Annotated in this window: 21 protein-coding genes; 18 read left to right on the top strand and 3 right to left on the bottom strand. The window is 70.4% G+C overall.

The features are described 5' to 3' along the window. The first annotated feature begins 1 nt into the window (after position 1). On the top strand, positions 2 to 559 hold the full coding sequence (locus OG521_11545; GenBank protein WUW21385.1) for a GNAT family N-acetyltransferase: 558 nt from the start codon (positions 2 to 4) through the stop codon (positions 557 to 559). Between the two features lie 49 nt (positions 560 to 608). Here OG521_11545 and OG521_11540 read toward each other — a convergent pair whose 3' ends face one another. Continuing rightward, positions 609 to 1,619, bottom strand: a complete 1,011-nt coding sequence (locus tag OG521_11540; protein ID WUW21384.1) for an NADP-dependent oxidoreductase — start codon at positions 1,617 to 1,619, stop codon at positions 609 to 611. Positions 1,620 to 1,732: 113 nt separating this feature from the next. Between OG521_11540 and OG521_11535 the strand changes: the two genes are divergently transcribed. Together OG521_11535 and OG521_11530 are read left to right on the top strand one after the other, a co-directional pair. Beyond that, a complete protein-coding gene (locus OG521_11535) occupies positions 1,733 to 2,617 on the top strand; it encodes a LysR family transcriptional regulator (protein ID WUW21383.1) in 885 nt (294 codons plus the stop codon). Between the two features lie 259 nt (positions 2,618 to 2,876). Further along, entirely contained in the window at positions 2,877 to 3,008 is a 132-nt protein-coding gene (locus OG521_11530; protein WUW21382.1) for a hypothetical protein, read from the top strand. Positions 3,009 to 3,027: 19 nt separating this feature from the next. On the opposite strand, the gene OG521_11525 is transcribed toward OG521_11530, so the two are convergent. Further along, the gene (locus OG521_11525) at positions 3,028 to 4,605 is read right to left on the bottom strand and encodes a metallophosphoesterase family protein (protein ID WUW21381.1); all 1,578 of its coding nucleotides are present in this window, start codon (positions 4,603 to 4,605) and stop codon (positions 3,028 to 3,030) included. A 130-nt stretch (positions 4,606 to 4,735) separates the two neighbouring features. On the opposite strand from OG521_11525, the gene OG521_11520 reads away from it, so the two are divergent. The 8 genes from OG521_11520 to cimA all read left to right on the top strand — a co-directional run bounded on the left by OG521_11520 (position 4,736) and on the right by cimA (position 14,590). Next, positions 4,736 to 5,776 (top strand): 3-isopropylmalate dehydrogenase, encoded by a 1,041-nt coding sequence (locus OG521_11520; protein WUW21380.1) that lies wholly within the window; start codon positions 4,736 to 4,738, stop codon positions 5,774 to 5,776. 242 nt (positions 5,777 to 6,018) lie between these two features. Continuing rightward, a complete protein-coding gene (locus tag OG521_11515; GenBank protein WUW21379.1) occupies positions 6,019 to 7,107 on the top strand; it encodes a branched-chain amino acid aminotransferase in 1,089 nt (362 codons plus the stop codon). A gap of 161 nt (positions 7,108 to 7,268) precedes the next feature. Further along, positions 7,269 to 7,949, top strand: a complete 681-nt coding sequence (gene ureA, locus OG521_11510) for an urease subunit gamma (protein ID WUW21378.1) — start codon at positions 7,269 to 7,271, stop codon at positions 7,947 to 7,949. Further along, positions 7,946 to 9,634: an urease subunit alpha gene (locus OG521_11505; GenBank protein ID WUW21377.1), complete on the top strand. Its 1,689-nt coding sequence runs from the start codon at positions 7,946 to 7,948 to the stop codon at positions 9,632 to 9,634. Before ureA ends, OG521_11505 begins: the two co-directional genes overlap by 4 nt. 14 nt (positions 9,635 to 9,648) lie before the next feature. Then, positions 9,649 to 10,662 (top strand): agmatine deiminase family protein, encoded by a 1,014-nt coding sequence (locus OG521_11500; GenBank protein ID WUW21376.1) that lies wholly within the window; start codon positions 9,649 to 9,651, stop codon positions 10,660 to 10,662. A 3-nt stretch (positions 10,663 to 10,665) separates the two neighbouring features. After that, on the top strand, positions 10,666 to 11,274 hold the full coding sequence (locus tag OG521_11495) for a TetR family transcriptional regulator (GenBank protein ID WUW21375.1): 609 nt from the start codon (positions 10,666 to 10,668) through the stop codon (positions 11,272 to 11,274). 98 nt (positions 11,275 to 11,372) lie between these two features. Then, entirely contained in the window at positions 11,373 to 12,704 is a 1,332-nt protein-coding gene (locus OG521_11490; protein ID WUW21374.1) for an MFS transporter, read from the top strand. Positions 12,705 to 12,982: 278 nt separating this feature from the next. Continuing rightward, positions 12,983 to 14,590 (top strand): citramalate synthase, encoded by a 1,608-nt coding sequence (cimA, locus tag OG521_11485; GenBank protein WUW21373.1) that lies wholly within the window; start codon positions 12,983 to 12,985, stop codon positions 14,588 to 14,590. Between the two features lie 61 nt (positions 14,591 to 14,651). On the opposite strand, the gene OG521_11480 is transcribed toward cimA, so the two are convergent. After that, positions 14,652 to 16,520 carry a lectin gene (locus OG521_11480; protein ID WUW21372.1) on the bottom strand — a complete coding sequence of 623 codons (1,869 nt, stop codon included), beginning with the start codon at positions 16,518 to 16,520 and terminating at the stop codon, positions 14,652 to 14,654. Positions 16,521 to 16,810: 290 nt separating this feature from the next. Between OG521_11480 and OG521_11475 the strand changes: the two genes are divergently transcribed. From OG521_11475 to OG521_11445, 7 genes are all read left to right on the top strand, one after another. Next, entirely contained in the window at positions 16,811 to 17,785 is a 975-nt protein-coding gene (locus OG521_11475; protein ID WUW21371.1) for a LacI family transcriptional regulator, read from the top strand. 113 nt (positions 17,786 to 17,898) lie between these two features. After that, the gene (locus OG521_11470; GenBank protein ID WUW21370.1) at positions 17,899 to 19,575 is read left to right on the top strand and encodes an ABC transporter substrate-binding protein; all 1,677 of its coding nucleotides are present in this window, start codon (positions 17,899 to 17,901) and stop codon (positions 19,573 to 19,575) included. A 39-nt stretch (positions 19,576 to 19,614) separates the two neighbouring features. After that, positions 19,615 to 20,676, top strand: a complete 1,062-nt coding sequence (locus OG521_11465) for an ABC transporter ATP-binding protein (GenBank protein WUW21369.1) — start codon at positions 19,615 to 19,617, stop codon at positions 20,674 to 20,676. Then, positions 20,673 to 21,653, top strand: coding sequence for an ABC transporter permease (locus OG521_11460; protein WUW21368.1), 981 nt, complete (start codon positions 20,673 to 20,675; stop codon positions 21,651 to 21,653). The genes OG521_11465 and OG521_11460 overlap by 4 nt, the downstream gene beginning before the upstream one ends. Positions 21,654 to 21,658: 5 nt before the next feature. Further along, on the top strand, positions 21,659 to 22,636 hold the full coding sequence (locus OG521_11455; GenBank protein ID WUW21367.1) for an ABC transporter permease: 978 nt from the start codon (positions 21,659 to 21,661) through the stop codon (positions 22,634 to 22,636). Further along, positions 22,633 to 23,649 (top strand): ABC transporter ATP-binding protein, encoded by a 1,017-nt coding sequence (locus OG521_11450; GenBank protein ID WUW21366.1) that lies wholly within the window; start codon positions 22,633 to 22,635, stop codon positions 23,647 to 23,649. The genes OG521_11455 and OG521_11450 overlap by 4 nt, the downstream gene beginning before the upstream one ends. A 31-nt stretch (positions 23,650 to 23,680) precedes the next feature. Then, complete coding sequence (locus tag OG521_11445) at positions 23,681 to 25,099, top strand: GH1 family beta-glucosidase (protein ID WUW21365.1); 1,419 nt, start codon at positions 23,681 to 23,683, stop codon at positions 25,097 to 25,099. Positions 25,100 to 25,118: the final 19 nt, after the last annotated feature.

Genomic DNA, 25,118 nt, shown 5'->3' with positions numbered 1-25,118 from the left:
CATGACCGATCCGATCCTGCACACCGCGCACACCTGCCGGCTGTCCCCGGCCGCACTCGACGAGATCCACGCCTTCCTGGACACCGCGTTCGCGGGCACCTTCGACGCCGACGACTGGGACCACGCGCTCGGCGGCATCCACGCCTGGGTGCGCGACGCGAGCGGGCTGCTCGCGCACGGCAGTGTCGTGCAGCGGCGGGTGGTCCATGCCGGGCGTTCCCGCCGGGTGGGCTACGTGGAGGGCGTGGCCGTCCGCGCCGACCGGCGGCGCGAGGGCCTCGGCGGGCGGGTCATGGCCGCGCTGGAGGAGGTCGTCGACGGGGCGTACGTCTTCGGGGCCCTGTCCGCGTCGGCCGCCGGGGCCCCGCTGTACACCGCGCGCGGCTGGACGGTGTGGCCGGGACGGATCGCCGTGCAGGGGGCGCGCGGGGTGGAGCGGCTGCCGGACGAGGAGGGCAGCACCTATGTCCGGGGGGCCGGCGGTGCTCCGGTCCTGCCGGCCGGGGAAGCGGCCACGGACGTGCTGGTCTTCGACTGGCGGGACGGGGACGTGCTGTGACGGTGCTCGCGCTCAGTCGCCGGACGGGCCGGGAAGCGGGCCGTCGCGGCTACGCGCCCGTGCTGATCAGCATCTTGCCGGTGTTCTCGCCGCGCAGCATCCCCAGGAAACCGTCCACCGTCCGCTCGAACCCGTCGACGACCGTGACGTCCGGGGTGATCCGGCCGCTCCGCAGCTCCGGGACCAGCAGCTCCTCCAACTCTCCCTGCACATCGGTGTAGTTGCGGACCAGCACACCTTCGAGACGCAGGCTCTTCTCCACCATGTCGAAGAGGTTGCGCGGGGCGGCGGGCGGTCGGCCCGCCGAGTGGTACTGGGCGATGGCGCCGACCCAGGCGATCCGCCCGTGGTCGCGGAGCGCCGAGATCGCGGCCTCCAGATGGTCGCCGCCCACGTTGTCGACGGCCACGTCGATCCCGTCCGGGGCCGCCTTCGCCAGGAGTTCCGCGACGGGCCCGTCGTGGTAGTCGAAGGCGGCGTCGAAGCCGAGTTCACCGGTGAGCCGGGCGACCTTCGCGGCCGAGCCCGCGCTGCCGACGATCCGTCCGGCGCCGAGGAGCCGGGCGATCCGGCCCACCGCCGTGCCGACGCCGCCCGCGGCGGCCGAGACGAACAGGTCCTGGCCCGCCTCGAAGCGCAGCGTGCGGGTGAGCGCCACATACGCGGTCAGGCCGGTGCCGCCGAGGATCGAGAGGTGGGCGGTCAGCGGCACCCCTTCGTACGAGGGGAGCCTGCGGGTGCCGTACACCCCGGCGGTGACCAGGGCGTGGGTGCGCCACCCGTGCCGGTGGAAGACCAGGTCGCCCTCGGTGAGTGCGGGGTCGCGGGAGGCGGTGACCCGGCCGATGGCCCGGCCCTCCAGCGGGGTGTCCAGCTCCCAGCCGCTGTCCATCTCCTCGCGGTGGTACGGGTCCACGGAGAGGTAGAGGTTCTCCACCAGGGCCTCGCCGGGACCGGGGGAGGGGACCGGGGACTCGACCAGCGAGAAGAGATCGGAGGTGGGGAATCCCGAAGGGCGGGCGGTCAGGTGGAAGGTGCGGGCCGTGCGCGTCGTCGTCATGGCAGTGACCGTAGGAAGGAATCGAACGGCCCGGCAGTGGGTTGCGTCGATGGAAAGGCCGTTTCCATGAGCGGCGTTCATGGATCTTTCATGGGAACGAGGGGGATCACACCATGACCGACCTGAGCCCGCACGAGCTCCGGATCATGATCGCGGTCGAGAGGACCGGCAGCTTCTCCGGTGCCGCCGAGGCGCTGGGCATGACGCAGTCGGCCGTCTCGCACGCGGTCCGCACCAGCGAGGGCAGGATCGGCGCCGTCCTCTTCGACCGGGGCCGCAAGGGCGCCCGGCCCACCGCCGCGGGCGCGAGCGCCGTCGCGCACGCCCGCCGCGTCCTGCGGCTGCTGGAGCTGATGGGCGACGAGGCGCGTGCCGCGGCGGCCGGCCCCGGGGAAGCCGGCGTACCGGCGGGCCCGCTGCGGATCGCCGCCTTCCGCAGCGCCGCGCTCCATCTGCTGCCGCCCGCCCTGGAACGGCTCAGGGCCCGCCACCCCGGCATCGACGCGAGGGTCCGGGTGGTCCGGGAGGTCGGCCGGGGCACGGCGGGCGAGGTCCTGGACGGCCGCGCCGATCTGGGGATCGCGACGATCGGCGCGAGTTCCCCCGTACCGAAGGAGCTGGTCGGGGGAGTGCTGCGGGAGGAGGAGTACTCCCTGGTGCACCCGGCCGGTCATCCGGCGCCGCGGACGCTCCCGCTGCTCGACTGGGCGGAGAGCTGCACCTCGTACACCCGGGACTGGTGGTCCGCCCAGGACTGGATCCCGCACGCGACGATGGAGGCCGAGGACGACGGAGCGGTGCTCTCGATGGTGTCCCGTGGTCTCGGGATGGCGATCATGCCCGGACTGTCCCTGGAAGGAGCACCGGACACCGTCGCGATCACCGCTCTCGGGCCGGACCGCCCGACCCGGTCCGTGGGCTACGTCACCACCCCTGAGCTGGCACGATCACTCGCCGTGCGGGCGCTCATCAGGGAGCTGAGAGTGAGCGGCGGGTGAGCGCGGGTAAACCTCCGTCTCAGATAGTAGGAAGTCCGAGTAATTGTGGAGACAGACCGGCTCGGCTGCCCTAGCTTTGTAGAAGCCGAACGTCTCGCTAGATCAAGCGACTGGCGGTCGTGAGCGCGCGCCCCGAAGCAGGCAACCCCTGCGGCGCCTGCTCCCCGCCCCTTCCGGCGCCTCGAAATCCCTGATCTCGACATCACGTTCACGATTTTTCGATCTCGAAATCCTCGCGATCTCAAGGAGTCGATCCACCATGGCCGAGACCACTGTCCGCCGCCGCGTCCGTCACACCCACCGCCCGACCGAGTCGGAGCGGCAGAATGCCGCCGCCGCCCTGCAGCGTGCTCTCGACCGCAGGGACAACGGCGGCTCCACCGGTCACTGACCGGAAGCCGTCACCGGGATCAGCCGCGGCTGATCTCGAAGTGGTCGATGCGCTCGCCGGACTCGGCGAGCGCGGTGACCTTCATGCGCGCGTGCCGGCCGGGCTCCACCTCCACCGCGAGGAACGAGAAGCCGGTGTAGCGCACCCGCGACCACTCCACGGTCTCGGTGGCCCTGCCGCCGCCCTTGACCACGTGGTACGTGTTCACGCTCTCCGCATCCGCGACGTGTCCCTCGTAGCTGTCGGGCGCCGGGAAGTCGTAGAGCGCCTTGCCCGCGCCGCCCGCGGTGACGTACACGATGCCGTCCCGCGTCGGGTCGGTGCGCTCGCCGATCGGCACCTTGCGCTGCACCGCGTTCTTCAGGATCGCGTCGGTGCGCTCGTAGACGTGGTTGTGCCCGTTGATGACCAGGTCCACCTGGTGCTTCTCGAAGAGCGGCACCCAGGCGTCGCGCACCCCGCCGTCCGAGGCGTGCGCGTTGGTCGTGGAGAAGGCGCAGTGGTGGAAGAAGACCACCAGGAAGTCGACGTCGTGCCGGGCCCGCAGTTCGCCCAGCCGCCGGTCCAGCCAGCGGGTCTGCTTGCCGCCGCTGATGCCGAAGTTGGCCGGGATCTCGTACGAGATGTCGTTGGCGTCGAGCGCGATCACGCCGACGTTGCCGTGCACGAAGGAGTAGGCGCCGGGCTGGTTCACCGGGTCCGGGCCGTTGTCCGGCAGGGTCCAGCGGGCGTTCTGCCCGCCGTAGCCGTCCGGCGAGTACCAGGCCTCCATGTCGTGGTTGCCGGTCGTCACCATCCACGGCACGGTCTTGGACACCGTCTCCGTCTGCGCCAGGAACTGGTCCCAGGTGCGGGCGTCGTAGGTGTCGCTGCTCTGGCCGGAGCCCGACGGGTCGGCGTAGCAGATGTCGCCCGCGTGCAGGTGGAAGGCCGGGTTCTGGCCCAGGATCAGCTGGTCGTTGCCGAGCGCGTGGTAGCTGACGCCCTGGTCGCCGAAGGCCGTGAAGGTGAACTTCTCCGCGCGCGAGGGCGCGGTGGTGAAGGTGCCGAGCGTGCCCAGGTTGCGGGTGTCGGCCGGGTCGAAGCCGTCGTGGCCGACGCCGTAGTAGTACGTCGTGCCGGGCTTCAGCCGCTCCAGGCCGGCGTGCACGTAGAACTGCTCGGCGGCCGCGATCTTGCCGTCGTTCAGCCGCGGTGTCGTCAGGTGGCGCACCTCGGCGTCGATCTTCCGGCTCAGCGCCCACGGCTTGAGGCCGATGCGGATGTACGGGCGGCGCACCGCGAAGGGGACCTGCCAGGAGACCGCCATCTGCGTCCTCGGGTCGGCGCCGTAGGCCAGGTGCCGGCCGAACGGCGCGACCAGCGAGCCGTCCACCCGGGTGGAGCTGCGCGAAGTGAGTGTCGTCGGAGCGGCATACGCCGGCGAGGCCGGGGAGACGAGCGAGGTGCCGAGGCCGGCGCCGGCCACGGCCGCGGTGGCCACGCTCGTGCGCAGCACCCCGCGCCGCGTCAGCCGGGTGCGGAGGTATTCGTGCTGCTCGGCCATGCTCATGCGGTCGGCGAGCTTCTCGGGGATGCCGAAACGGGGGATGTCCATGGGCGACAACCTCCACCCGTTCCCTGACGGCATTCCGTCGAGTAGGTGAACGGTACACGTACAGCTGCCCATGTGTCCGTATAGTGGACGTGACGTGTCATGGGGTGGGACGCGCAGTATCGTGCCGGACATGGCTCCCAGCATCAATCTCGCAGTGATCCCCGGTGACGGTATCGGCCAGGAGGTCGTGGCCCAGGGACTCAAGGTCCTCAACGCTGTTCTCCCGCAGGATGTGAAGCTGGAGACCAAGGAGTACGACCTCGGCGCCCAGCGCTGGCACCGCACCGGTGAAACCCTCCCGGACGCGGAGCTGGAGGCCCTCAAGGGCCACGACGCCATCCTGCTCGGTGCGATCGGTGACCCGTCCGTGCCCTCCGGCGTGCTGGAGCGCGGGCTGCTGCTGAAGCTGCGATTCGCCTTCGACCACTTCATCAACCTGCGGCCGTCGAAGCTGTTCCCGAACACGGACACCCCGCTGGCCGGCCGTCCGGAGATCGACTTCGTCGTCGTCCGTGAGGGCACCGAGGGCCCGTACACCGGCAACGGCGGTTCGCTGCGCACCGGCACGGAGCACGAGGTCGCCACCGAGGTCAGCCTCAACACGGCCTTCGGTGTGGAGCGCGTGGTCCGTGACGCCTTCGAGCGCGCCGCCGCCCGCCCCCGCAAGAAGCTGACGCTGGTCCACAAGAACAACGTCCTCGTCTACGCGGGCCACCTGTGGAAGAACACCTTCGACAAGGTCGCGGCCGAGTACCCCCAGGTCACCACCGACTACCTGCACGTCGACGCGGCGACGATCTTCTTCGTCACCCAGCCGGAGCGCTTCGACGTCATCGTCACCGACAACCTCTTCGGTGACATCCTCACCGACCTCGCCGCGGCCGTCTCCGGCGGCATCGGCCTGGCCGCGTCCGGCAACATCAACCCGACGGGCGCCTTCCCCTCGATGTTCGAGCCGGTCCACGGCTCCGCCCCCGACATCGCGGGCCAGGGCAAGGCCGACCCGACGGCCACGATCCTCTCCGTCGCCCTCCTGCTGCGCCACCTCGGCTACGAGGCCCAGGCCGTGCGCATCGAGGACGCCGTCTCCGCCGACCTCGCGGAGCGCGACGGGACCGCCCGTACCACCGACGAGATCGGCGACGCGCTCGCGGTACGCGTAGCGGGCTGATCCGACGACTCCCTCAAGAAGCCGCCGGGTCGCACACGCACCCGGCGGCTTCTCCTGTGCGGCCCCGGGTGTCACCATCGAACCCTGGACCGCATTCACGTCATTTCGTGCACGGCCACCCACGAGAGATAATCGAACGGGACCGTGGCTTGCCGCGAAGCTCGGACGTCCTAGCACCTGTCCGACAGGAGCTGGCGCGGGCGTGGTCCTACACACACAAAACCGGTGAAGGACACGCACTCATGACGACGCCCACGATCGAGCTCAAGCCCTCCTCGAACCCGCTGTCCGACGCGGAGCGCGAGGCGATCCTGGTCAAGCCCGGATTCGGCCGCTACTTCACCGATCACATGGTGACGATCAAGTGGACCGAAGGCCGCGGCTGGCACGACGCCCAGCTCGTCCCGTACGCGCCGCTGTCGATCGACCCCGCCAACATGACGCTGCACTACGGCCAGGAGATCTTCGAGGGTCTGAAGGCCTACCGTCAGCCCGACGGCACGGTCGCCACCTTCCGCCCAGAGGCCAACGCCGAGCGCTTCCAGCGTTCCGCGAACCGGCTGGCCATGCCGGAGCTGCCCGTCGAGACGTTCGTCGCCGCCTGCGACGCGCTCGTCCGCCAGGACGCGGCCTGGGTCCCGGAGCACGGCGGCGAGGAGTCGCTGTACCTGCGCCCGTTCATGATCGCGACCGAGGTCGGTCTCGGTGTGCGGCCGTCCAACGAGTACCTCTTCCTGGTCATCGCCTCGCCGGCCGGCGCCTACTTCCCCGGCGGTGTGAAGCCCGTCTCCATCTGGCTCTCCGAGGACCGCGTCCGCGCCGTCCCCGGCGGCATGGGCGACGCCAAGACCGGCGGCAACTACGCCGCGTCCCTGCTCGCCCAGGCCGAGGCCGCCGCGAAGGGCTGCGACCAGGTCGCCTACCTCGACGCCGTCGAGCACAAGTGGGTCGAGGAGCTCGGCGGGATGAACCTGTACTTCGTGTACGGGAACAAGATCGTCACCCCGGCCCTGACCGGCTCCCTGCTCGCGGGCATCACGCGCGACTCGCTGCTGAGGCTCGCCCAGGACCTCGGCTACGAGCCCGAGGAGGGCCGCGTCTCCATCGACCAGTGGCGCGACGACACCGCGAACGGCACCCTCACCGAGGTCTTCGCCTGCGGCACCGCCGCCGTCATCACCCCCGTCGGCATCGTGAAGAGCGCCGGCGGCGAGTGGACCCAGGGCGACGGCACGCCCGGCCCGGTCACCCTGGGGCTGCGCGAGCGCCTGCTGGACATCCAGCGCGGCACCGCCGAGGACGCCCACGGCTGGATGCACCCGCTCGGCTAGCCGCCACGCTCCACCCGCCCGCACAAGAAGGCCGCGCCCCCGGGGGCGCGGCCTTTTTTTGCCCGCCAGGACTTGGAGCGTCGCTCGAAACACATCGTCAACGGTTTCATTTCCATCGGCCTACTGGTTAGAGTGCTGCTCTAACCAGGAGGTGCGACGACGTGCGACTGACCCCGACCGAACGCGACCGGCTGCTGCTCTTCGGCGCCGCCGAGCTGGCCCGGGCCCGCCGGGCCCGCGGGCTGAGGCTCAACGTCCCCGAGGCCACCGCCCTGATCGCGGACACCGTCTGCGAGGCCGCCCGCGACGGGCGCCGGCTCGCCGAGGCGATCGAGGCCGCGCGCCGGGTGCTGGGCCCGGACGATGTGCTGCCCGGGGTCGCCGACGTCGTCACCGAGGTCCATGTGGAGGCCGTCTTCGACGACGGTTCGCGGCTCGCCGTGGTCTCCCGGCCACTGGGCGAGGGCCTCGGCGACGAGGCGCCCGGCGCCGTCGTCCCCGGACCCGCGACGCCCGGGCCGGAGCCCGTGCTGCGGCTGACCGTCCACAACACCGCGACCGTCCCCGTCTCCGTGACCTCGCACTTCCACTTCTTCGAGGCCAACCCGCGGCTCGACTTCGACCGGGCCGCGGCGTACGGCATGCGGCTCTGCGTGCCCGCGGGCTCCTCCGCCCGCTTCGGACCGGGGGAGTCGGCCGAGGTGGGCCTCGTGCCCATCGGCGGCGACCGCGTCGCGATCGGGTTCGCCGGGCTGGTCGACGGACCGCTCGACGCCCCCGGCGCACGCGAGGAGGCGCTGCGGCGCGCGGCGGCCTGCGGATACCTGGGAGCGGCACGATGAGCATCGATCCGCACGAGTACGCCTCCGTGCACGGCCCGCGCGCCGGCGACCGGGTCAGGCTCGGTGACTCCGGGCTGATCGTCCGGGTCGAGTCGGACGCCCAGAAGCCGGGCGACGAGTTCCTCGCCGGATTCGGCAAGACCGCCCGCGACGGAATCCACCTCAAGGCCGCCGCCGTCCGGGAGACCTGCGATGTCGTGATCAGTAACGTGCTGGTCATCGACGCCGTGCAGGGCATCCGGAAGGTCTCGATCGGTATCCGCGAGGGCCGCATCTCCTCGATCGGCCGGGCCGGGAACCCGGACACCCTCGACGGTGTGGACGTCGTCGTCGGCACCGGCACGTCCATCGTGTCCGGTGAGGGCATGATCGCCACGGCCGGCGCGGTCGACACCCATGTCCATCTGCTCTCGCCGCGGATCATGGAGGCCTCGCTCGCCTCCGGCGTCACCACGATCATCGGCCAGGAGTTCGGCCCGGTCTGGGGCGTCGGCGTCAACTCGCCGTGGGCCCTGCGCCACGCCTTCAACGCGTTCGACGCCTGGCCGGTCAACATCGGCTTCCTGGGCCGCGGTTCCTCCTCGCACCAGGCGCCGCTCGTCGAGGCGCTCGCCGAGGGCGGGGCCTGCGGCTTCAAGGTCCACGAGGACATGGGCGCGCACACCCGCGCCCTGGACACCGCGCTGCGCGTCGCCGAGGAGTACGACGTCCAGGTGGCCCTGCACAGCGACGGGCTGAACGAGTGCCTGTCGGTCGAGGACACCCTGCGCGTCCTGGAGGGGCGCACCATCCACGCCTTCCACATCGAGGGCTGCGGCGGCGGCCACGTCCCCAACGTGCTCAAGATGGCGGGCGTGCCGAACGTCATCGGCTCCTCCACCAACCCCACCCTGCCCTTCGGCCGGGACGCGGTCGCCGAGCACTACGGGATGATCGTCTCCGTTCACGACCTGAAGACGGACCTGCCGGGTGACGCCGCCATGGCCCGTGACCGGATCAGGGCCGGGACGATGGGCGCCGAGGACGTGCTGCACGACCTCGGCGCCATCGGGATCACCTCGTCCGACGCCCAGGGCATGGGACGGGCCGGCGAGACCGTCCGCCGCACCTTCGCCATGGCCGGGAAGATGAAGGCCGAACTCGGGCCGATGGAGGGCGACGGGCCGGGCGACGACAACGCCCGCGTGCTGCGGTACATCGCCAAGCTCACCGTCAACCCGGCCATCGCCCACGGCCTCGCGCACGAGATCGGTTCCATCGAGACGGGGAAGCTCGCCGACATCGTGCTGTGGCGCCCCGAGTTCTTCGGGGCCAAGCCGCAGCTGGTGCTCAAGTCCGGCTTCCCGGCGTACGGGGTCACCGGTGACCCGAACGCCGCCACCGACACCTGTGAACCCCTGGTGCTGGGGCCGCAGTTCGGCGCGCACGGGGCGACCGCCGCCGATCTCTCCGTCGCCTTCGTCTCGCAGGCCGCCACCCAGCTGGGCGCGGACGCCATGCCGACCCGGCGCCGGCGCGTGGGCGTCCGCGGCACCCGCGGCATCGGCCCCGCCGACCTGCGCCTCAACTCCCGTACCGGAGCGGTCGACGTGGACGCGCGCAGCGGGCTCGTCACCCTGGACGGCGACCCGCTGAGCTCGGAGCCCGCCGACTCGGTCTCCCTCAACCGGCTCTACTTCCTGTAAGGACCTGTGCTCCCATGACCTTCCGCATGCCCCCCGAGTGGGCCCCGCACGAACGCACCTGGATGGCCTGGCCCGGCCCCAACCCCACCTTCGAGACCGCGGCCGAACTCGACGAGGCCCGCCGCGCCTGGGCCCGCGTCGCCCGGGCCGTCCGCCGCTTCGAACCCGTCACGATGGTCGTCGGCCCCGGCCAGGAGGACAGCGCCCGCGCCCTCCTCGGCCCGGACGTGGAGCTGGCCGTGCGCCCGCTCGACGACGCCTGGATGCGCGACATCGGCCCCACCTTCGTCACCGACGGCAGCGAACTGGCCGCCGTCGACTGGACGTTCAACGGCTGGGGCGCCCAGGACTGGGCCCGCTGGGACCACGACCGGCACATCGCCCGCTCGGTCGCCGCTCTCGCCGGTGTCCCGGTGCACAGCTCGCCGCTGGTCAACGAGGGCGGTGCCATCCACGTGGACGGGGAGGGCACCGTCCTGCTCACCGAGACCGTCCAGCTCGGCAGGGAGCGCAACCCCGGCTGGACCCGCGAGCAGGTCGAGGCCGAGGTGCACGCGCGCCTGGGCACCGAGAAGGCGATCTGGCTGCCCCGGGGGCTGGCGGGCGACTACGGCACGTACGGCACCCTCGGCCATGTCGACATCGTCGCGGCCTTCGCCCGCCCCGGCACCGTCGTCGCCCACGTCCAGCCGGACCCGGCCCATCCGGACCACGAGATCACCCGGGAGACGGTCCGCGTGCTGCGCGCCGCGACCGACGCGAAGGGGCGGCCGCTGGAGGTCGTGGAGGTCCCGGCACCCACCGTGCTGCGGGCCGGCGGGGAGTGGGTCGACTACTCCTACATCAACCACTACCTCTGCAACGGCGGCGTCGTCCTGTGCGCCTTCGGCGATCCGCGCGACGAGCTCGCCGCCGGAATCTTCCGCCGCCTCTTCCCCGGCCGTACGGTGACACTCGTCGACGCCCGCGCGATCTTCGCCGGGGGCGGCGGCATCCACTGCATCACCCAGCAGCAGCCGAAGGTCTGAACCGTGCCCCCCGCCCCGCGCCGCCGCAACACCGCCCCGCCCCGCGAGGACGTGCTCGCCGCCGTCATGGCCACCGTCGCCGCCCGCGGCCTCGACGGCCTCACCATGGCCGGGCTCGGCCGCGAGGTCGGCATGAGCAGCGGCCACCTCCTCTACTACTTCCGCACCAAGGACGAGCTGCTGCTGCGGACCCTGGAGTGGAGCGAGGACCGGCTCGGGGCCGAGCGGCGCCGGCTGCTGTCGCGGCCGGGCACGGTCCGTGAGCGGCTCGACGCGTACATCGGTCTCTACCTGCCCGACGGCCACCGCGACCCGCACTGGACGCTCTGGCTGGAGGTCTGGAACCGCTCGCGCGACGCCGACGACGACGCCCGGGCCCGGCAGGCCGCGATCGAGGGGGCCTGGCACCGCGACCTGGTGGCGCTGCTCGCCGAGGGGGCCTCGCGCGGGGAGTTCCGCCCGGTGGACGCCGACCGCGTCGCCACCCGGCTGCGCGCCCTCCTGGACGGCTTCAGCGTCCATGTGGCGGTCGGCCTCCCGGGCACCGGCCGGGACCAGGCGCTGTCCCTGGTCCGGGAGTTCATCGACGACTCGCTGACCGCCGGCGGCTGAGCCTCACCTGTTCGTGAACGCAACGCACGTAAGTACGCGCGATCGTTGCGCCCTGCACCCTTGTTGGACTTCCGGCGGTTCGGGCACGGTGGCCAACCATGGGACGAGAGCAGTGGAAGAAAATCTGGGTCGGCTCGGCCGGCAACATGGTCGAGTGGTTCGACTGGTTCGTGTACGCGACCTTCGCGGTCTACTTCGCGGACTCGTTCTTTCCCGAAGGCAACGAGACCGCCAACCTCATGAACACCATGGGCATCTTCGCCGTCGGCTTCTTCATGCGGCCGGTCGGCGGCTGGCTGCTCGGCCGGATCGGTGACCGCAAGGGCCGCAAGGCCGCGCTCACCCTGACCGTCACCCTCATGTCGGCCTCCGCGATCCTCATCGCGATCGCGCCGACCTACGACGTCGCCGGGTACGGCGGCGTCGCCGTGCTGATGCTGGCGCGGCTGCTCCAGGGGCTGTCCGTCGGCGGCGAGTACGCGGCCAGCGCCACGTACCTCACCGAGGCCTCCGCGCCGGAGAAGCGCGGCTTCGCCTCCAGCTTCCAGTACGTGTCCATGACCGCGGGACAGCTCGTCGGCCTCGGCCTGCAGATCGTCCTGCAGCGCAACATGTCCGAGGCGGCCCTGCACAGCTGGGGCTGGCGCATCCCGTTCGTCGTCGGCGCGCTGGGTGCCGCCATCGTGTTCTACCTGCGCCGCTCCATGCTGGAGACCGAGGTGTACGCCGAGTCGGGCGCCGCCGAGCAGCAGGACCGCGGCACGCTGAAGGTGCTCTGGCAGCACCGGCGCGAGGCGTTCCTGGTGATGGCCCTGACCATGGGCGGGACCGTCGCCTACTACACGTACACGACCTATCTGACGAAGTTCCTCTCCAAGAGCGCCGGCATGGACAAGTCGACCGCCTCGCTCGTCAGCTTCTGCGCGCTGTTCGTCTTCATGTGCGTCCAGCCGCTGGCCGGGATGCTCTCCGACCGGATCGGCCGCCGCCCGCTGCTGATCACCTTCGCGGTCGGCTCGACCTTCCTGACCGTGCCGATCATGACGATGCTCAAGCACGCCGACACCTTCTGGCCCGCCTTCGGGCTCGCGCTGCTGGCGCTGCTGGTGATCACCGGATACACCTCCATCAACGCCTGTGTGAAGGCCGAGCTGTTCCCGACGGGCATCCGCGCCCTGGGCGTCGGTCTCTCGTACGCCGTCGCCAACGCGCTGTTCGGCGGCACCGCCGAGTACGTGGCGCTGTGGTTCAAGAACGCCGGGATCGAGTCCGGCTTCTACTGGTACGTGGCCGGCTGCGCCGCGGTCTCCCTGGTCGTCTACCTGACGATGCGCGAGACCCGCGACATCGACCTGAACCGGGTCGCCGCCGGGCGTTCCGGCGAGCAGGCGGCACCGGCCGGGGCGACGAGCGTCACGCCCGCATCCTGAGACGGGGCGGAGCACGGAGGCGGTCCTGTGCCAGACTGCCTCCGTGTCCTCGTTCGTCATGATTATTGGCAACAGGCGCGCCGGTCCGCAGTGACCGTCCCGTACCACCATGTACGGCACGGCCACCGTGCCCCAGACCCGCGCGCAGACCTCTCGCACCCGCGAGGGGTTTTTTGTTTTCCGGCCCTCACCACGGACCGGGACGAGGCGCGCGGGATGATGGGGGCAAGTGGAATCAGATCGTCCGGATCCACTCATCCGACAGGAGTCAGACCAGCATGACCACCAAGGCCAAGCCCAGCGACGACAGTTTCCATGTCTTCGACACCACGCTGCGCGACGGTGCCCAGCGTGAAGGCATCAACCTGACGGTCGCGGACAAGCTGACCATCGCCCGGCACCTGGACGACTTCGGCGTCGGTTTCATCGAGGGCGGCTGGCCGGGCGCCAACCCCCGCGACACCGAGTTCTTCGCCCGCGCGCGCCAGGAGATCGAGTTCAGGAACGCCGAGCTGGTCGCCTTCGGCGCGACCCGCCGGGCCGGCGGCAAGGCGTCCGAGGACCCGCAGGTCAAGGCGCTGCTGGAGTCGGGCGCCCCGGTGATCACCCTGGTCGCCAAGTCGCACGACCGCCATGTGGAGCTCGCCCTGCGCACCACGCTGGAGGAGAACCTGGAGATGGTCCGCGACACCGTCTCCCACCTCCGCGAACAGGGCCGCCGGGTCTTCGTCGACTGCGAGCACTTCTTCGACGGCTACCGCGCCAACCCCGAGTACGCCAAGTCCGTCGTCAAGGCCGCGTCCGAGGCCGGCGCCGACGTCGTCATCCTCTGCGACACCAACGGCGGGATGCTCCCCGCCCAGGTCCAGGCCGTCGTCGCCACCGTCCTGGCCGACACCGGCGCCCGCCTCGGCATCCACGCCCAGGACGACACCGGCTGCGCCGTCGCCAACACCCTGGCCGCCGTCGACGCGGGCGCCACCCATGTCCAGTGCACCGCCAACGGCTACGGCGAGCGGGTCGGCAACGCCAACCTCTTCCCCGTCGTCGCCGCGCTGGAGCTGAAGTACGGCAAGACCGTGCTGCCCGAGGGCGCGCTCGCCGACATGACCCGCGTCTCGCACGCCATCGCCGAGGTCGTCAACCTCACGCCGTCCACCCACCAGCCCTACGTCGGAGTCTCGGCGTTCGCGCACAAGGCCGGGCTGCACGCCTCCGCGATCAAGGTCGACCCGGACCTGTACCAGCACATCGACCCCGCACTGGTCGGCAACACCATGCGGATGCTCGTCTCCGACATGGCGGGCCGCGCCTCCATCGAGCTCAAGAGCCAGGAGCTCGGGATCGACCTCGGCGGCGACCGCGAGCTGATCGGCCGCGTCGTCGAGCGGGTCAAGGAGCGCGAGCTGAAGGGCTACACCTACGAGGCGGCCGACGCCTCCTTCGAGCTGCTGCTGCGCGCCGAGGCCGAGGGGCGGGTACGCCGGTACTTCCGCACCGAGTCCTGGCGCGCCATCGTCGAGGACCGCCCCGACGGGACGCACGCCAACGAGGCGACCGTGAAGCTGTGGTCCAAGGGCGAGCGGATCGTCGCCACGGCCGAGGGAAACGGCCCGGTCAACGCGCTGGACCGGGCGCTGCGCGTCGCCCTGGAGCGGATCTACCCGCAGCTCGCCAAGCTGGAGCTGATGGACTACAAGGTCCGCATCCTGGAGGGCCGCACCGGCACCGACTCCACCACCCGCGTCCTGATCACCACGGGCGACGGCACCGGCGACTGGGCGACCGTGGGGGTCGCCGAGAACGTCATCGCCGCGTCCTGGCAGGCGCTGGAGGACGCGTACACCTTCGGGCTGCTGCGCGCGGGGATCGAGCCGACCGAGTAGCACGGACGCACCCGGACCGCGGGCCGGCTCTCCGGCCCGCGGTCCAGGTGCGTGCGGGCAGCTACCCCAGGTGCCACTTCTGGTTGGCCGCCCCGGTGCACGTCCAGATCTGGGTGCGCGCCCCGTTCGCCGTCGACTGGCCGGTCACGTCGAGGCACTTGCCGGCGGCCGTGTTGACGACGTCGCCCGTTGAAGGGTTGTACGTCCAGCGTTGCGCGGCGGAGCCGTTGCAGGTGTACAGCTGCACCTTCGCCCCGTTCGCCGTCGAGCCCGAGGTCACGTCCAGGCAGGCGCCGAGCGTGCGGACCGAGCCGTCGCCCTGGACGGTCCAGCGCTGGTTGGCCGCTCCCGTGCAGTCCCAGATCTGCACCGGCGTGCCGTCGGCGCCGGTGTTGCCCGTCGCGTCCAGGCACTTGCCGCCGGAGCCGGACAGGGCGCCCGATGCGGACTGTGCGCCCGACTGCGTCCCCGACCAGGTGAAGGTCGCCGAAGTGCGCCCGGGCAGCGAGTAAGTGAACTTCTGGCCACCCCAGTTGACCGTCACCTGCTGGGTCTGGCCGCCGCCGTTGTACGCGATCAGTGCCTTCGAGCCGTCCGGGTTGCGCCAGGCGACGTTGGGCACGGTGGAACTGGCGGTGGAGGCGATCCGGGAGGCTCCCGGGCGGACGAACTTGGTCAGGTGGCCCATCGTGTAGTACTCGACGGTGTAGTCGACCTGCCCGCTCCGGCTGTCCCCGTCGTGCACGGTGATCAGCCCGTCGCAGGTGCCGCAGCCGCCGTTGTGCGGGCCACGGTTCTGATCCACCGCGAGGGACCACTTGGTCACCGACTTCGCCCAGTTGCGGGTGTAATCGATGATGTTGGTCATGTCCTCGCGCTGCTGGTCGGCGACCCAGGTGCCGCCGGAGTGCTCCGTCTGGAACGCGTCCGTCGTCGGGTACTGGTCGTGGACCGTCGTCTGCTTGGTGACGTCACCGCCGTAGCCGTGCCAGGCCACCCCGCCGAAGTTGGGGTGGTTGCGCACCGCCGCGTCGTCCACGGTGGCCGCGGCGTACGCGTCGTAGGTGTCCCAGTTCCAGTCGTGCGCCAGCACCTTGGTCGCCAGGCCGGCCGATGCCAGCTTGGGCAGCAGCTCGCTCTTGGTGAAATAGGCCAGGCCGGAGCCGTTCCAGCTCATCGAGGGGTAACCGCCGCAGCACGTCGGCTCGTTCTGCGCGGTGACGTAGTCGACCGGCACGCCCTGGTCCCGGTAGGCCTGGAGGTACTTCACGAAGTAGTCGGCGTAGGCGCCGTAGTTCTCCGCCTTCAGCCAGCCGCCGTTCAGCTGGCCGTTGTCCTTCATCCAGGCCGGGGCGGTCCACGGCGAGGCCACCGTCGTCAGCGCCGGGTTGAGCTGCCTGGCCTGTTTCGTCAGCGGCAGCACGTCCTCCAGATCGTGTGCGATCGAGAAGTTCGCCAGCGACGGGTCGCTCTGCCCGGCGGGCATGTCGTCGTACGTGTAGCCGTACCGCGCCAGGTCCGAACCGCCCATCGGATTGCGTACGAACGAGAGCCCGATGCCCTCCGTGGGGGAGAAGAGCTTCTTCATCGTGGCGTCCCGGGTCGCCTGGCTCAGCGCCCCGCTGCTCTTCATCAGGTACGCGGCGGTGTCGGTGAACGAGGCGCCGCCGCCTGTGAAGGTCTGGTAGGTGGTGTTCTCGTCGACCGTGATGTTCGTGCCGCCACCGCCGTTCCCCGCGCCGAAGGCGACCGGCGTCTGGGCCTCCAGGCCCCGGGTGACATGGCGGCCGCCCGCGTCGTCCGTGGTGGTCAGGGCGATGTTCACCGTCTCGCCCGCGGCCTGCGCGGTGCCGGACGAGAGTCCGGTGAGCCCGGCGGTCGCGAGCACGGCGGCGAGCAGCGCCCTCGCCGCCCTTCCTGATCGGATCATGGCTGATGCCTTCCTCGGCGGGAGCGTGGGGATCGTGCCGTCGGACGAGACGGGAGTGAACTGCTCTTACGTGCCCACGTCAAGAGGATGCGCGTTCAGGAATTGAACGCAAGGGCGTTCCTGGCCGCTCCGAGGATGGGTACGGACCAATCTCGACGTGAAGTATTGACGGCTCTGTTCCAGCGGGGTTAACTCACGCCACCAACGCCGGTACCGGTTCCGGAACCGGTTGCGGTACCGGTTCCACAGCCGGCCGTTCGCTCTGTCCGTTGTGTCCCTGGAGGCCCCCGATGCGAGTCACCATCGCTGATGTCGCCCGCGAGGCCGGCGTCAGCAAGACGACCGTGTCCCGGGTCATCAACACCAAGGGCGAAGTGGACGGTTCGACGGCTGCCCGTGTTCGTGAAGTGATCGCACAGCTCGGCTACGTGCCCAGCTCGGGCGCCGTCGGTCTGGCCCGCGGCAGCAGCCGCACCGTCGGCATGCTGGTGCCCTCGCTGACCTGGCCGTGGATGGGCGAGGTACTGCAGGGCGTCGTCGACACCGTCGAGGCCGCCGACTACGGGCTGCTGCTCTTCACCTGCAACCGCGGGGCCGAGTCCGTGGAGCGCTTCACCAGCCAGGTGTCGGCGCGCGCCTTCGACGGACTGGTCGTCGTCGAACCCGAGAACACCCTCGACCACCTCACCGCACTGCACCGCGGCGGCCTGCCGATCGTGCTGATCGACGATCGCGGCCACCACCCCGAATTCCCCTCCGTCGTGACCACCAACCACGAAGGAGGCGCGTCGGCCGCCCGCCATCTGCGGGCTGCCGGCCGCACCAGGCCGCTGGTCATCACCGGCCCCCAGGACTTCGGCTGCGTACGCGACCGGCTGGCGGGGTTCGTCTCCGTCCTGCCCACCGAGCTCGTCTTCCGCGGGGACTTCACCGAACGCTGCGGCCGCGTCGCCGTGGAGGAACTCCTGGCCTCCGGCGCGGAGTTCGACTCGGTCTTCGCGCACAACGACATCACCGCGGCAGGTGTGCTGCGGGCGCTGCGCGCCGCGGGGCGCACCGTGCCCGGCGACATCGCGGTGGTCGGCTTCGACGACATCCCGATGGCCGAGCACACCGAACCGCCCCTGACCACCGTGCGCCAGCCCACCCGGCAGATGGGTGAGACGGCCGCACGGATGCTGCTCTCCCACCTCGGCGGCACACCGGTACCCGACGCACCGGTCGTGCTGCCCACCGAACTGGTCGTGCGCCACTCGGCGCCCTAGCGGCGGGCCCCCGGCCCGTCCGCACCCGCACCACCCGTACCGCCCGTACCCGGCGCGCCGAGCGCTGCCCGTTTCCGGATCTCCCAGACCCGCCAGTCCCTCCTGGAGTCGCCATGTCCGCACGCCGTCACCACACGCTCAGAGCGGTCGCGCTCGCCACCGCGGTGGTCGCGCTCGCCGCCGGATGCTCGTCAGCCAACTCGAACAACAAGAAGGGCGGCAGCGGCGCCTCCGGTGTCCTGAACATCGGCAAGCCGGACGGGCCGCAGACGAACAACAGCAACCCGTTCCTGAACACCTCGGCCGGCGCCACCCTCGGCTACCGCTTCATGATCTACGAGCCGCTGGCGATGGTGAGCCAGATCCGGCCCACCGCCAAGGCCGACCCGTGGCTCGCGTCGGACTGGCAGTGGGAGCTCAACTTCACCAAGCTCACCTTCACCCTGGACGGCAAGGCGAAGTGGGCCGACGGCAAGCCGGTGACCGCGGACGACGTGGCGTACACCTTCAACCTGCTGAAGAAGCACCCGGCGCTCAACGGTGACGGCATCGCGTACGACGGGGTCGAGGTCCAGGGCAAGAAGGTCGTTCTGACCTTCGAGGACTCGCAGTACGTCAACCAGAACAAGATCCTTCAGCAGTTCGTCGTGCCCAAGCACATCTGGGAAGGCGTCAAGAACCCGGAGACCTGGCCCAACCGCACGCCCGTCGGCTCGGGCCCGTACAAGCTCAAGACGTTCACCCCGCAGACCACCACGCTGACCGCCACGCCCACGTACTGGAAGGGCGAGACGAAGGTCAAGGAGCTGCGCTACAGCACGTACAACGACAACAACGCCGCCACCACCGCGCTGGCCAGCGGCAAGCTCGAGTGGTCGTTCGTCTTCATGCCGGACTACAAGAAGCTGTTCATCGCCAAGGACCCGAAGAACCACAAGCTGTGGTTCCCCTCCGGGCTCGGCATCCACGGCCTCTGGTTCAACACCACCCGTAAGCCGTTCGACAACCCGGCGCTGCGCAAGGCCATGGCGATGGTCGTCGACCGCAACGCCATCTACACCCAGGCCGAGGCGACGCTCTACCCGGAGATCACCAGCCCCACCGGCATTCCGCTGCCGGCCGGCCAGTCCTTCATCGCCCCCGAGTACAAGAGCGCCACGACGAAGCCTGACGTCGAGGGCGCCAAGAAGGTCCTGGAGAAGGCCGGCTTCACGCTCAGCGGCGGTGTGCTGAAGGACCCGAGCGGCAAGGCGGTGAAGCTCACCTTCACCGACCCGGCGGGCTGGAACGACTACATCACGGGTCTGTCGATCATCAAGGACAACATCAAGAAGATCGGCATCGAGGCCAAGGTCAAGACGCAGACCGCCGACGCCTGGGGCGCGGACGTCGCCAACGGCAACTTCGACGCCACCCTGCACTGGACCAACAGCGGCGCCACCCCCTACGACATGTACCAGAACATCATGGACGGCGCGCTGCTCCAGCCGATCGGCAAGGCCTCCCAGCTCGGCAACTTCGGCCGCTTCAAGAGCCCCGAGGCCACCGAGGCGCTCAAGGACTTCGCCAACGCCACGACCGACACCGCCCGCACCGCCGCCATGAACACCCTCCAGAAGATCATGGTCGAGGAGGCGCCGATGATTCCCACCGCCGCCGCCCCCATCGGGGCCGAGTACTCCACCAAGAACTGGGTGGGCTGGCCCACCGAGGCCGACCCGTACGCCGACCCGCAGCACACCCAGCGCTCGGCGCTGGAAGTCGTGCTGAAGCTCAAGCCGTCGAAGTAGGGCCGTCGGCCTCACACCCCAGGGATCCAGGTACCGGCCATGTCTGAACAGCTCGAAAAGAACCACGTCGTGCTCGAAGCACGCGGAGTCACCAAACACTTCGCCGTGCGGCGCACCGGCCGCGATCTCCTCGCGGGCAAGCGCCGTACCGTCCACGCCGTCGACGACGTCTCGCTGCAACTGCGGCGCGGCACCGTCACGGCACTGGTGGGGGAGTCGGGCTCCGGGAAGTCCACCGTCGCCAGACTGCTCGCGCAGCTGTATCCGCTCACCAAGGGCGAGATCCACTTGGGCGGCCAGCCGGTGAAGGCCGGACGTGGCCGGTCCTTCCGCAGTTACGTACGCCGGGTCCAGCTCATCTTCCAGGACCCGTTCGCCTCGCTGAACCCGGTGCACACCGTGCGCTACCACCTCACCCGTGCCCTGAAGATCCACGGCCGGGCGGGCAGCGGCGAGGCGGAACTGGAACAGAACCTGACAGCTCTGCTGAACCGCGTCCAGCTGACTCCTCCTCATCAGTATCTGGACAAGTTCCCGCACGAGCTGTCGGGCGGTCAGCGCCAGCGCGTGGCCATCGCCCGCGCGCTCGGCGCCGACCCCCAGGTCCTCCTCGCCGACGAGCCCGTCTCGATGCTGGATGTCTCGATCCGGCTCGGAGTGCTCAACCTGCTCAAGGACCTCAAGGACCGCATGCACCTCGCGATCCTCTACATCACCCACGACATCGCGTCCGCCCGCTACTTCGCGGACTCCACGCTCGTGATGTACGCGGGCCGGATCGTGGAGGGCGGTGACAGCGAGACCGTCACCCAGCGCCCCGCGCACCCCTACACCCAGCTGCTGATCGCCTCGGCTCCCGACCCCGACCGGGTCGTCGACGAGGAGGAGCAGGAGGAGACCGGCAGCGGCGAGCCCCCGTCGCTCATCGACCCGCCGGCCGGCTGCCGCTTCCACCCCCGCTGCCCCAAGGCGATGGAGCGCTGCCGCACCGAACTCCCGCCGCGCTTCGACCTGGCCGACGGCCAGTGGGCCGCCTGCTGGCTGTACGACGGCACCGGCGCCGCCCGCACCGACGACCACGAGAAGGAGGCTGCGAAGTGAAGTTCCTGCTCCAACGGCTCGCCTTCTACCTGGTCACGGCCTGGGCCGCCATCACGATCAACTTCCTCATTCCGCGCATGATGCCCGGTGACCCCGTCCAGTCGCTCATCGCCCGCTTCCAGGGCCAGCTGGACACCAACGCCATCGCCTCGCTCAAGGCCCTGTTCGGCCTCGACAAGAAGCAGTCGATCTGGGAGCAGTACACCGACTACTGGTCGCACCTGCTCCACGGCGACCTCGGGCTCTCCTTCACCTTCTTCCCGACGCCGGTCAGCGAGGTCATCGCCCAGTCGCTGCCCTGGACCCTCGCCCTCGTCGGCATCACCACGCTGATCAGCTTCGTGCTCGGCACCGGCATCGGGGTCTTCACCGGCTGGCGGCGCGGCTCCTGGATGGACAGCCTGCTGCCCGTCACCACCTTCATCTCCGCCATCCCGTACTTCTGGCTCGGACTGATCGCCATCTCGCTGTTCGCGGTGAAGTGGCCGCTGTTCCCGGCCGACGGCGGCTACGACAACTCGCTGGTGCCCGCCTTCGACTGGCCGTTCATCTCCAGCGCGCTGTACCACGGGGTGCTGCCCGGGTTCACGATCGTCCTCAGCGCCGTGGCCGGCTGGATCCTCGGCATGCGCAACATGATGGTGACGGTGTCCAGCGAGGACTACGTCATGGTCGCCCAGGCCAAGGGCCTCTCCGAGCGCCGGGTGATGTTCGGTTACGCGGCACGCAACGCCATCCTGCCCAACATCTCCGGCTTCGCCCTCTCGCTCGGCTTCATCGTCGGCGGCACGCTCCTGGTGGAGATGGTCTTCTCCTACCCGGGCATCGGCTACCAGCTCTTCCAGGGCGTCGGCGCCAAGGACTATCCCCTCATGCAGGGCATCTTCCTCATCATCACGCTCTCCGTCCTCGCGGCGAACCTCCTCGCCGACGTCCTCTACATGCTCCTCGACCCCCGTACCCGAAGGGAGGCCTAGGACACATGGCTGTCACCGCCACAGAGGTCGCCGTACTCGACGCGATCGAGACCCCGGCCGCAAGCAAGCGCAGGTTCCGCTTCCTGCGCGGACGCAAGACCGTCGTCGGACTGTGCATCCTGCTCTTCTTCGTGCTGATCGCCGTCATCGGCCCGTGGATCGCCCCGTACGACCCCGACACGATGGGCAACGAACTGCTCCAGCCGCCCTCCGGATCCCACTGGTTCGGGACCACGCAGACCGGTCAGGACGTGCTCTCGCAGATCCTCGTCGGCACTCGCGGCGTCCTGGTCGTCGGCTTCATAGCGGGCATCCTCGCCACGATCCTCTCCGTGCTCATCGGGGTCAGCGCCGGCTTCCTCGGCGGCACCGCCGACGAGGTGCTCTCGCTGCTCTCCAACGTCTTCCTCGTCATCCCCGGACTGCCGCTGATCATCATCATCGCCAGCTTCGTCACCGACACCGGCGACCTCCTGATCGCGGGCGTCATCGCCCTCACCTCCTGGGCCTGGGGCGCCCGGGTGCTCCGCGCCCAGACGCTCTCGCTTCGCCGCCGGGACTACGTCGAGGCGGCCCGGGCCACCGGTGAGTCGACCTGGCGGATCATCCTCTTCGAGGTGATGCCCAACCTGACCGCCGTCATCGCCTCGGGCTTCGTCGGCACGGTCATCTTCGCGATCCTCTCCGAGATCACGCTCGCCTTCATCGGCGTCGCCGACATCTCGAACTGGAACTGGGGCACCGTGCTCTTCTGGGCGCAGTCCAACCAGGCACTCGCCCAGGGCGCCTGGTGGTGGTTCGTCCCCGCGGGGCTCTGCATCGCGCTGCTCGGCATGTCGCTCGCCCTCATCAACTTCGGCATCGACGAATTCGTCAACCCGCGCCTGCGCACCGAGACCGGCGGCTCCCGGAAGGTCCGCATGCGCGTCGGCTTCACCCCCGTGGCCCGTACGGGCACCTCCGAGAAGGAGCCCCGCTCATGAGCGAGCCCGTCCTCACCATCAGCGGCCTCAACGTGGACTACGGGACCGGGTCCGACGCCGTGCACGCCCTGCGCGACATCGACCTCACCCTGCACCGGGGCGAAGTCCTCGGCCTCGCGGGCGAGTCGGGCTCCGGCAAGTCCACCCTGGCCTACGCCGTCACCCGGCTGCTCTCCCCGCCCGGCGTCATCACCGGCGGCGAGGTCCACTACCACCAGCGCGACGGCCAGAAGCTCGACCTGCTGACCCTGTCGGCACCCGAGCTCCGCGCCTTCCGCTGGCAGGAGCTGTCGATCGTCTTCCAGGGCGCGATGAACTCCCTGAACCCGGTCCACACGGTCCACAGCCAGCTCACCGACGTACTCCAGGCCCACCGCCCGGAGATGCGGAAGGCGGCACGGACCGCGCGGGCCAGGGAGCTGCTGAACCTCGTCGGCATCTCCGCCGACCGGCTCGGCGCCTATCCGCACCAGCTGTCCGGCGGCATGCGCCAGCGCGTGATGATCGCGATGGCGCTCGCGCTGGAACCCGAGATCGTCATCATGGACGAGCCCACCACCGCACTCGACGTCGTCATGCAGCGCCAGATCCTGCGCCAGCTCGTCAGGCTCCGCGAGGAGCTCGGCTTCTCGGTCGTCTTCATCACGCACGACATCTCGCTCCTCATCGAGTTCTCCGACCGGATCGCGATCATGTACGGCGGCCGGATCGTCGAGGAGGCCGGCGCGTCCGAGATCTACCGCGACCCCCACCACCCGTACAGCGACGGACTGCTGCACTCCTTCCCCGCGCTGCACGGACCCCGCCGCGAGCTCAGCGGCATCCCCGGTTCGCCCCCGCACCTGTCCGCGATGCCGGCCGGCTGCGCCTTCCACCCCCGCTGCGCCAAGAAGGTCGAGGCCTGCGACAGCCACGTCCCGGTGCTCGCCGCCCCGGACGGGAGCGACGGCTCGCGCTCGGTGGCCTGCTGGCTCCACCGGGAGGCCCCGGCCCCCGCAGTCGCCCGTTCGTAGCGACATACGCACCGCACACCACAGGAGAACCATGAACCTCGTCACCCCCCAGGCCTACGCCCGCGAGATCGCCGCCCAGGCCGTACCCGGTCTGCCCGCCGACTTCCGCTGGGGCGTCGCCACAGCCGCGTACCAGATCGAGGGCGCGGCGGCCGAGGACGGCAGAACGCCGTCCATCTGGGACACGTACAGCAGGGTGCCGGGCATGGTCGTCCGCGGTGAGAACGGCGACGTGGCCTGCGACCACTACCACCGGATGCCCGAGGACGTCGCGCTGATCGCCGACCTGGGCGTCGACACCTACCGCTTCTCGCTGGCCTGGCCCCGCATCCAGCCGGGCGGCCGCGGCCCCGCCAACGCCAAGGGTCTGGACTTCTACAAGCGCCTGGTCGACGAGCTCGACGCCAAGGGCGTCACCCCGTGGATCACCCTCTACCACTGGGACCTGCCGCAGGAGCTGGAGGACGCGGGCGGCTGGCCGGCCCGCGACACCGCCTACCGCTTCGCCGAGTACGCCGCCCTCGCCTACGACGCCCTGGGCGACCGGGTGAAGCACTGGACCACGCTGAACGAGCCGTGGTGCTCGGCGATGCTCGGATACGCCTACGGCGCCCAGGCCCCCGGCCGGAAGAACCTCGGCGAGGCGATCCACGCCGTCCACCACCTGCTGCTGGGCCACGGCCTCGCCTCGCAGTACCTGCGGGAGCAGGCCGACGCCCGCGGCAACGAGCTCGAACTCGGCATCACCCTCAACCTCGGGACCGCCACCCCGGAGACCGACAGCCACGAGGACGCCGAGGCGGCCCGCCGCGCCGACGGGCTCGGTGCCCGTCTCTACCTGGATCCCGTCGTCAAGGGCGCCTACCCCGAGGACATCGTCACCGACCTCGCCGCCCAGGGCATCGAACTCCCCGTCCACGAAGGCGACCTGGCCGTCATCGCGACCCCGCTGGACGTCCTCGGCGTCAACTTCTACCGCGGCACGCTGTTCTCCGGCGTGACCGAGGACGGCGCGACGACGGACGCCGAAGGGCTGCCCGTCACCCGGGTCGTGGAGCGCGAGCTGCCCCGTACCGCCATGGACTGGGAGATCACCCCCACGGCCCTCACCGACCTGCTGGTCCGTCTGGAGAAGGACTACGCCCTCCCGACGGTCATCACCGAGAACGGTGCCGCGTTCGACGACACCGTCTCCGCGGACGGCGAGATCCACGACGCCGACCGCACCACCTATCTCGCCGACCACATCGCCGCCGTCGCCGACGCCCGCGCTCAGGGGGCCGACGTCCGGGGGTACTTCGCCTGGTCGCTGATGGACAACTTCGAGTGGTCCTACGGCTACGACAAGCGATTCGGCATCGTCCGCGTCGACTACGACACGCAGGTGCGGACGCTCAAGGACAGCGCCAAGTGGTACCGCGACACCATCCACCTCACCCGCAACGCGTAGCCGCGCCCGCGCGCGTGGC

This window comes from Streptomyces sp. NBC_01463 (genome assembly GCA_036227345.1).
Taxonomy (GTDB): Bacteria; Actinomycetota; Actinomycetes; order Streptomycetales; family Streptomycetaceae; genus Streptomyces.
This window is presented reverse-complemented; position numbering and strand designations above follow the sequence as displayed.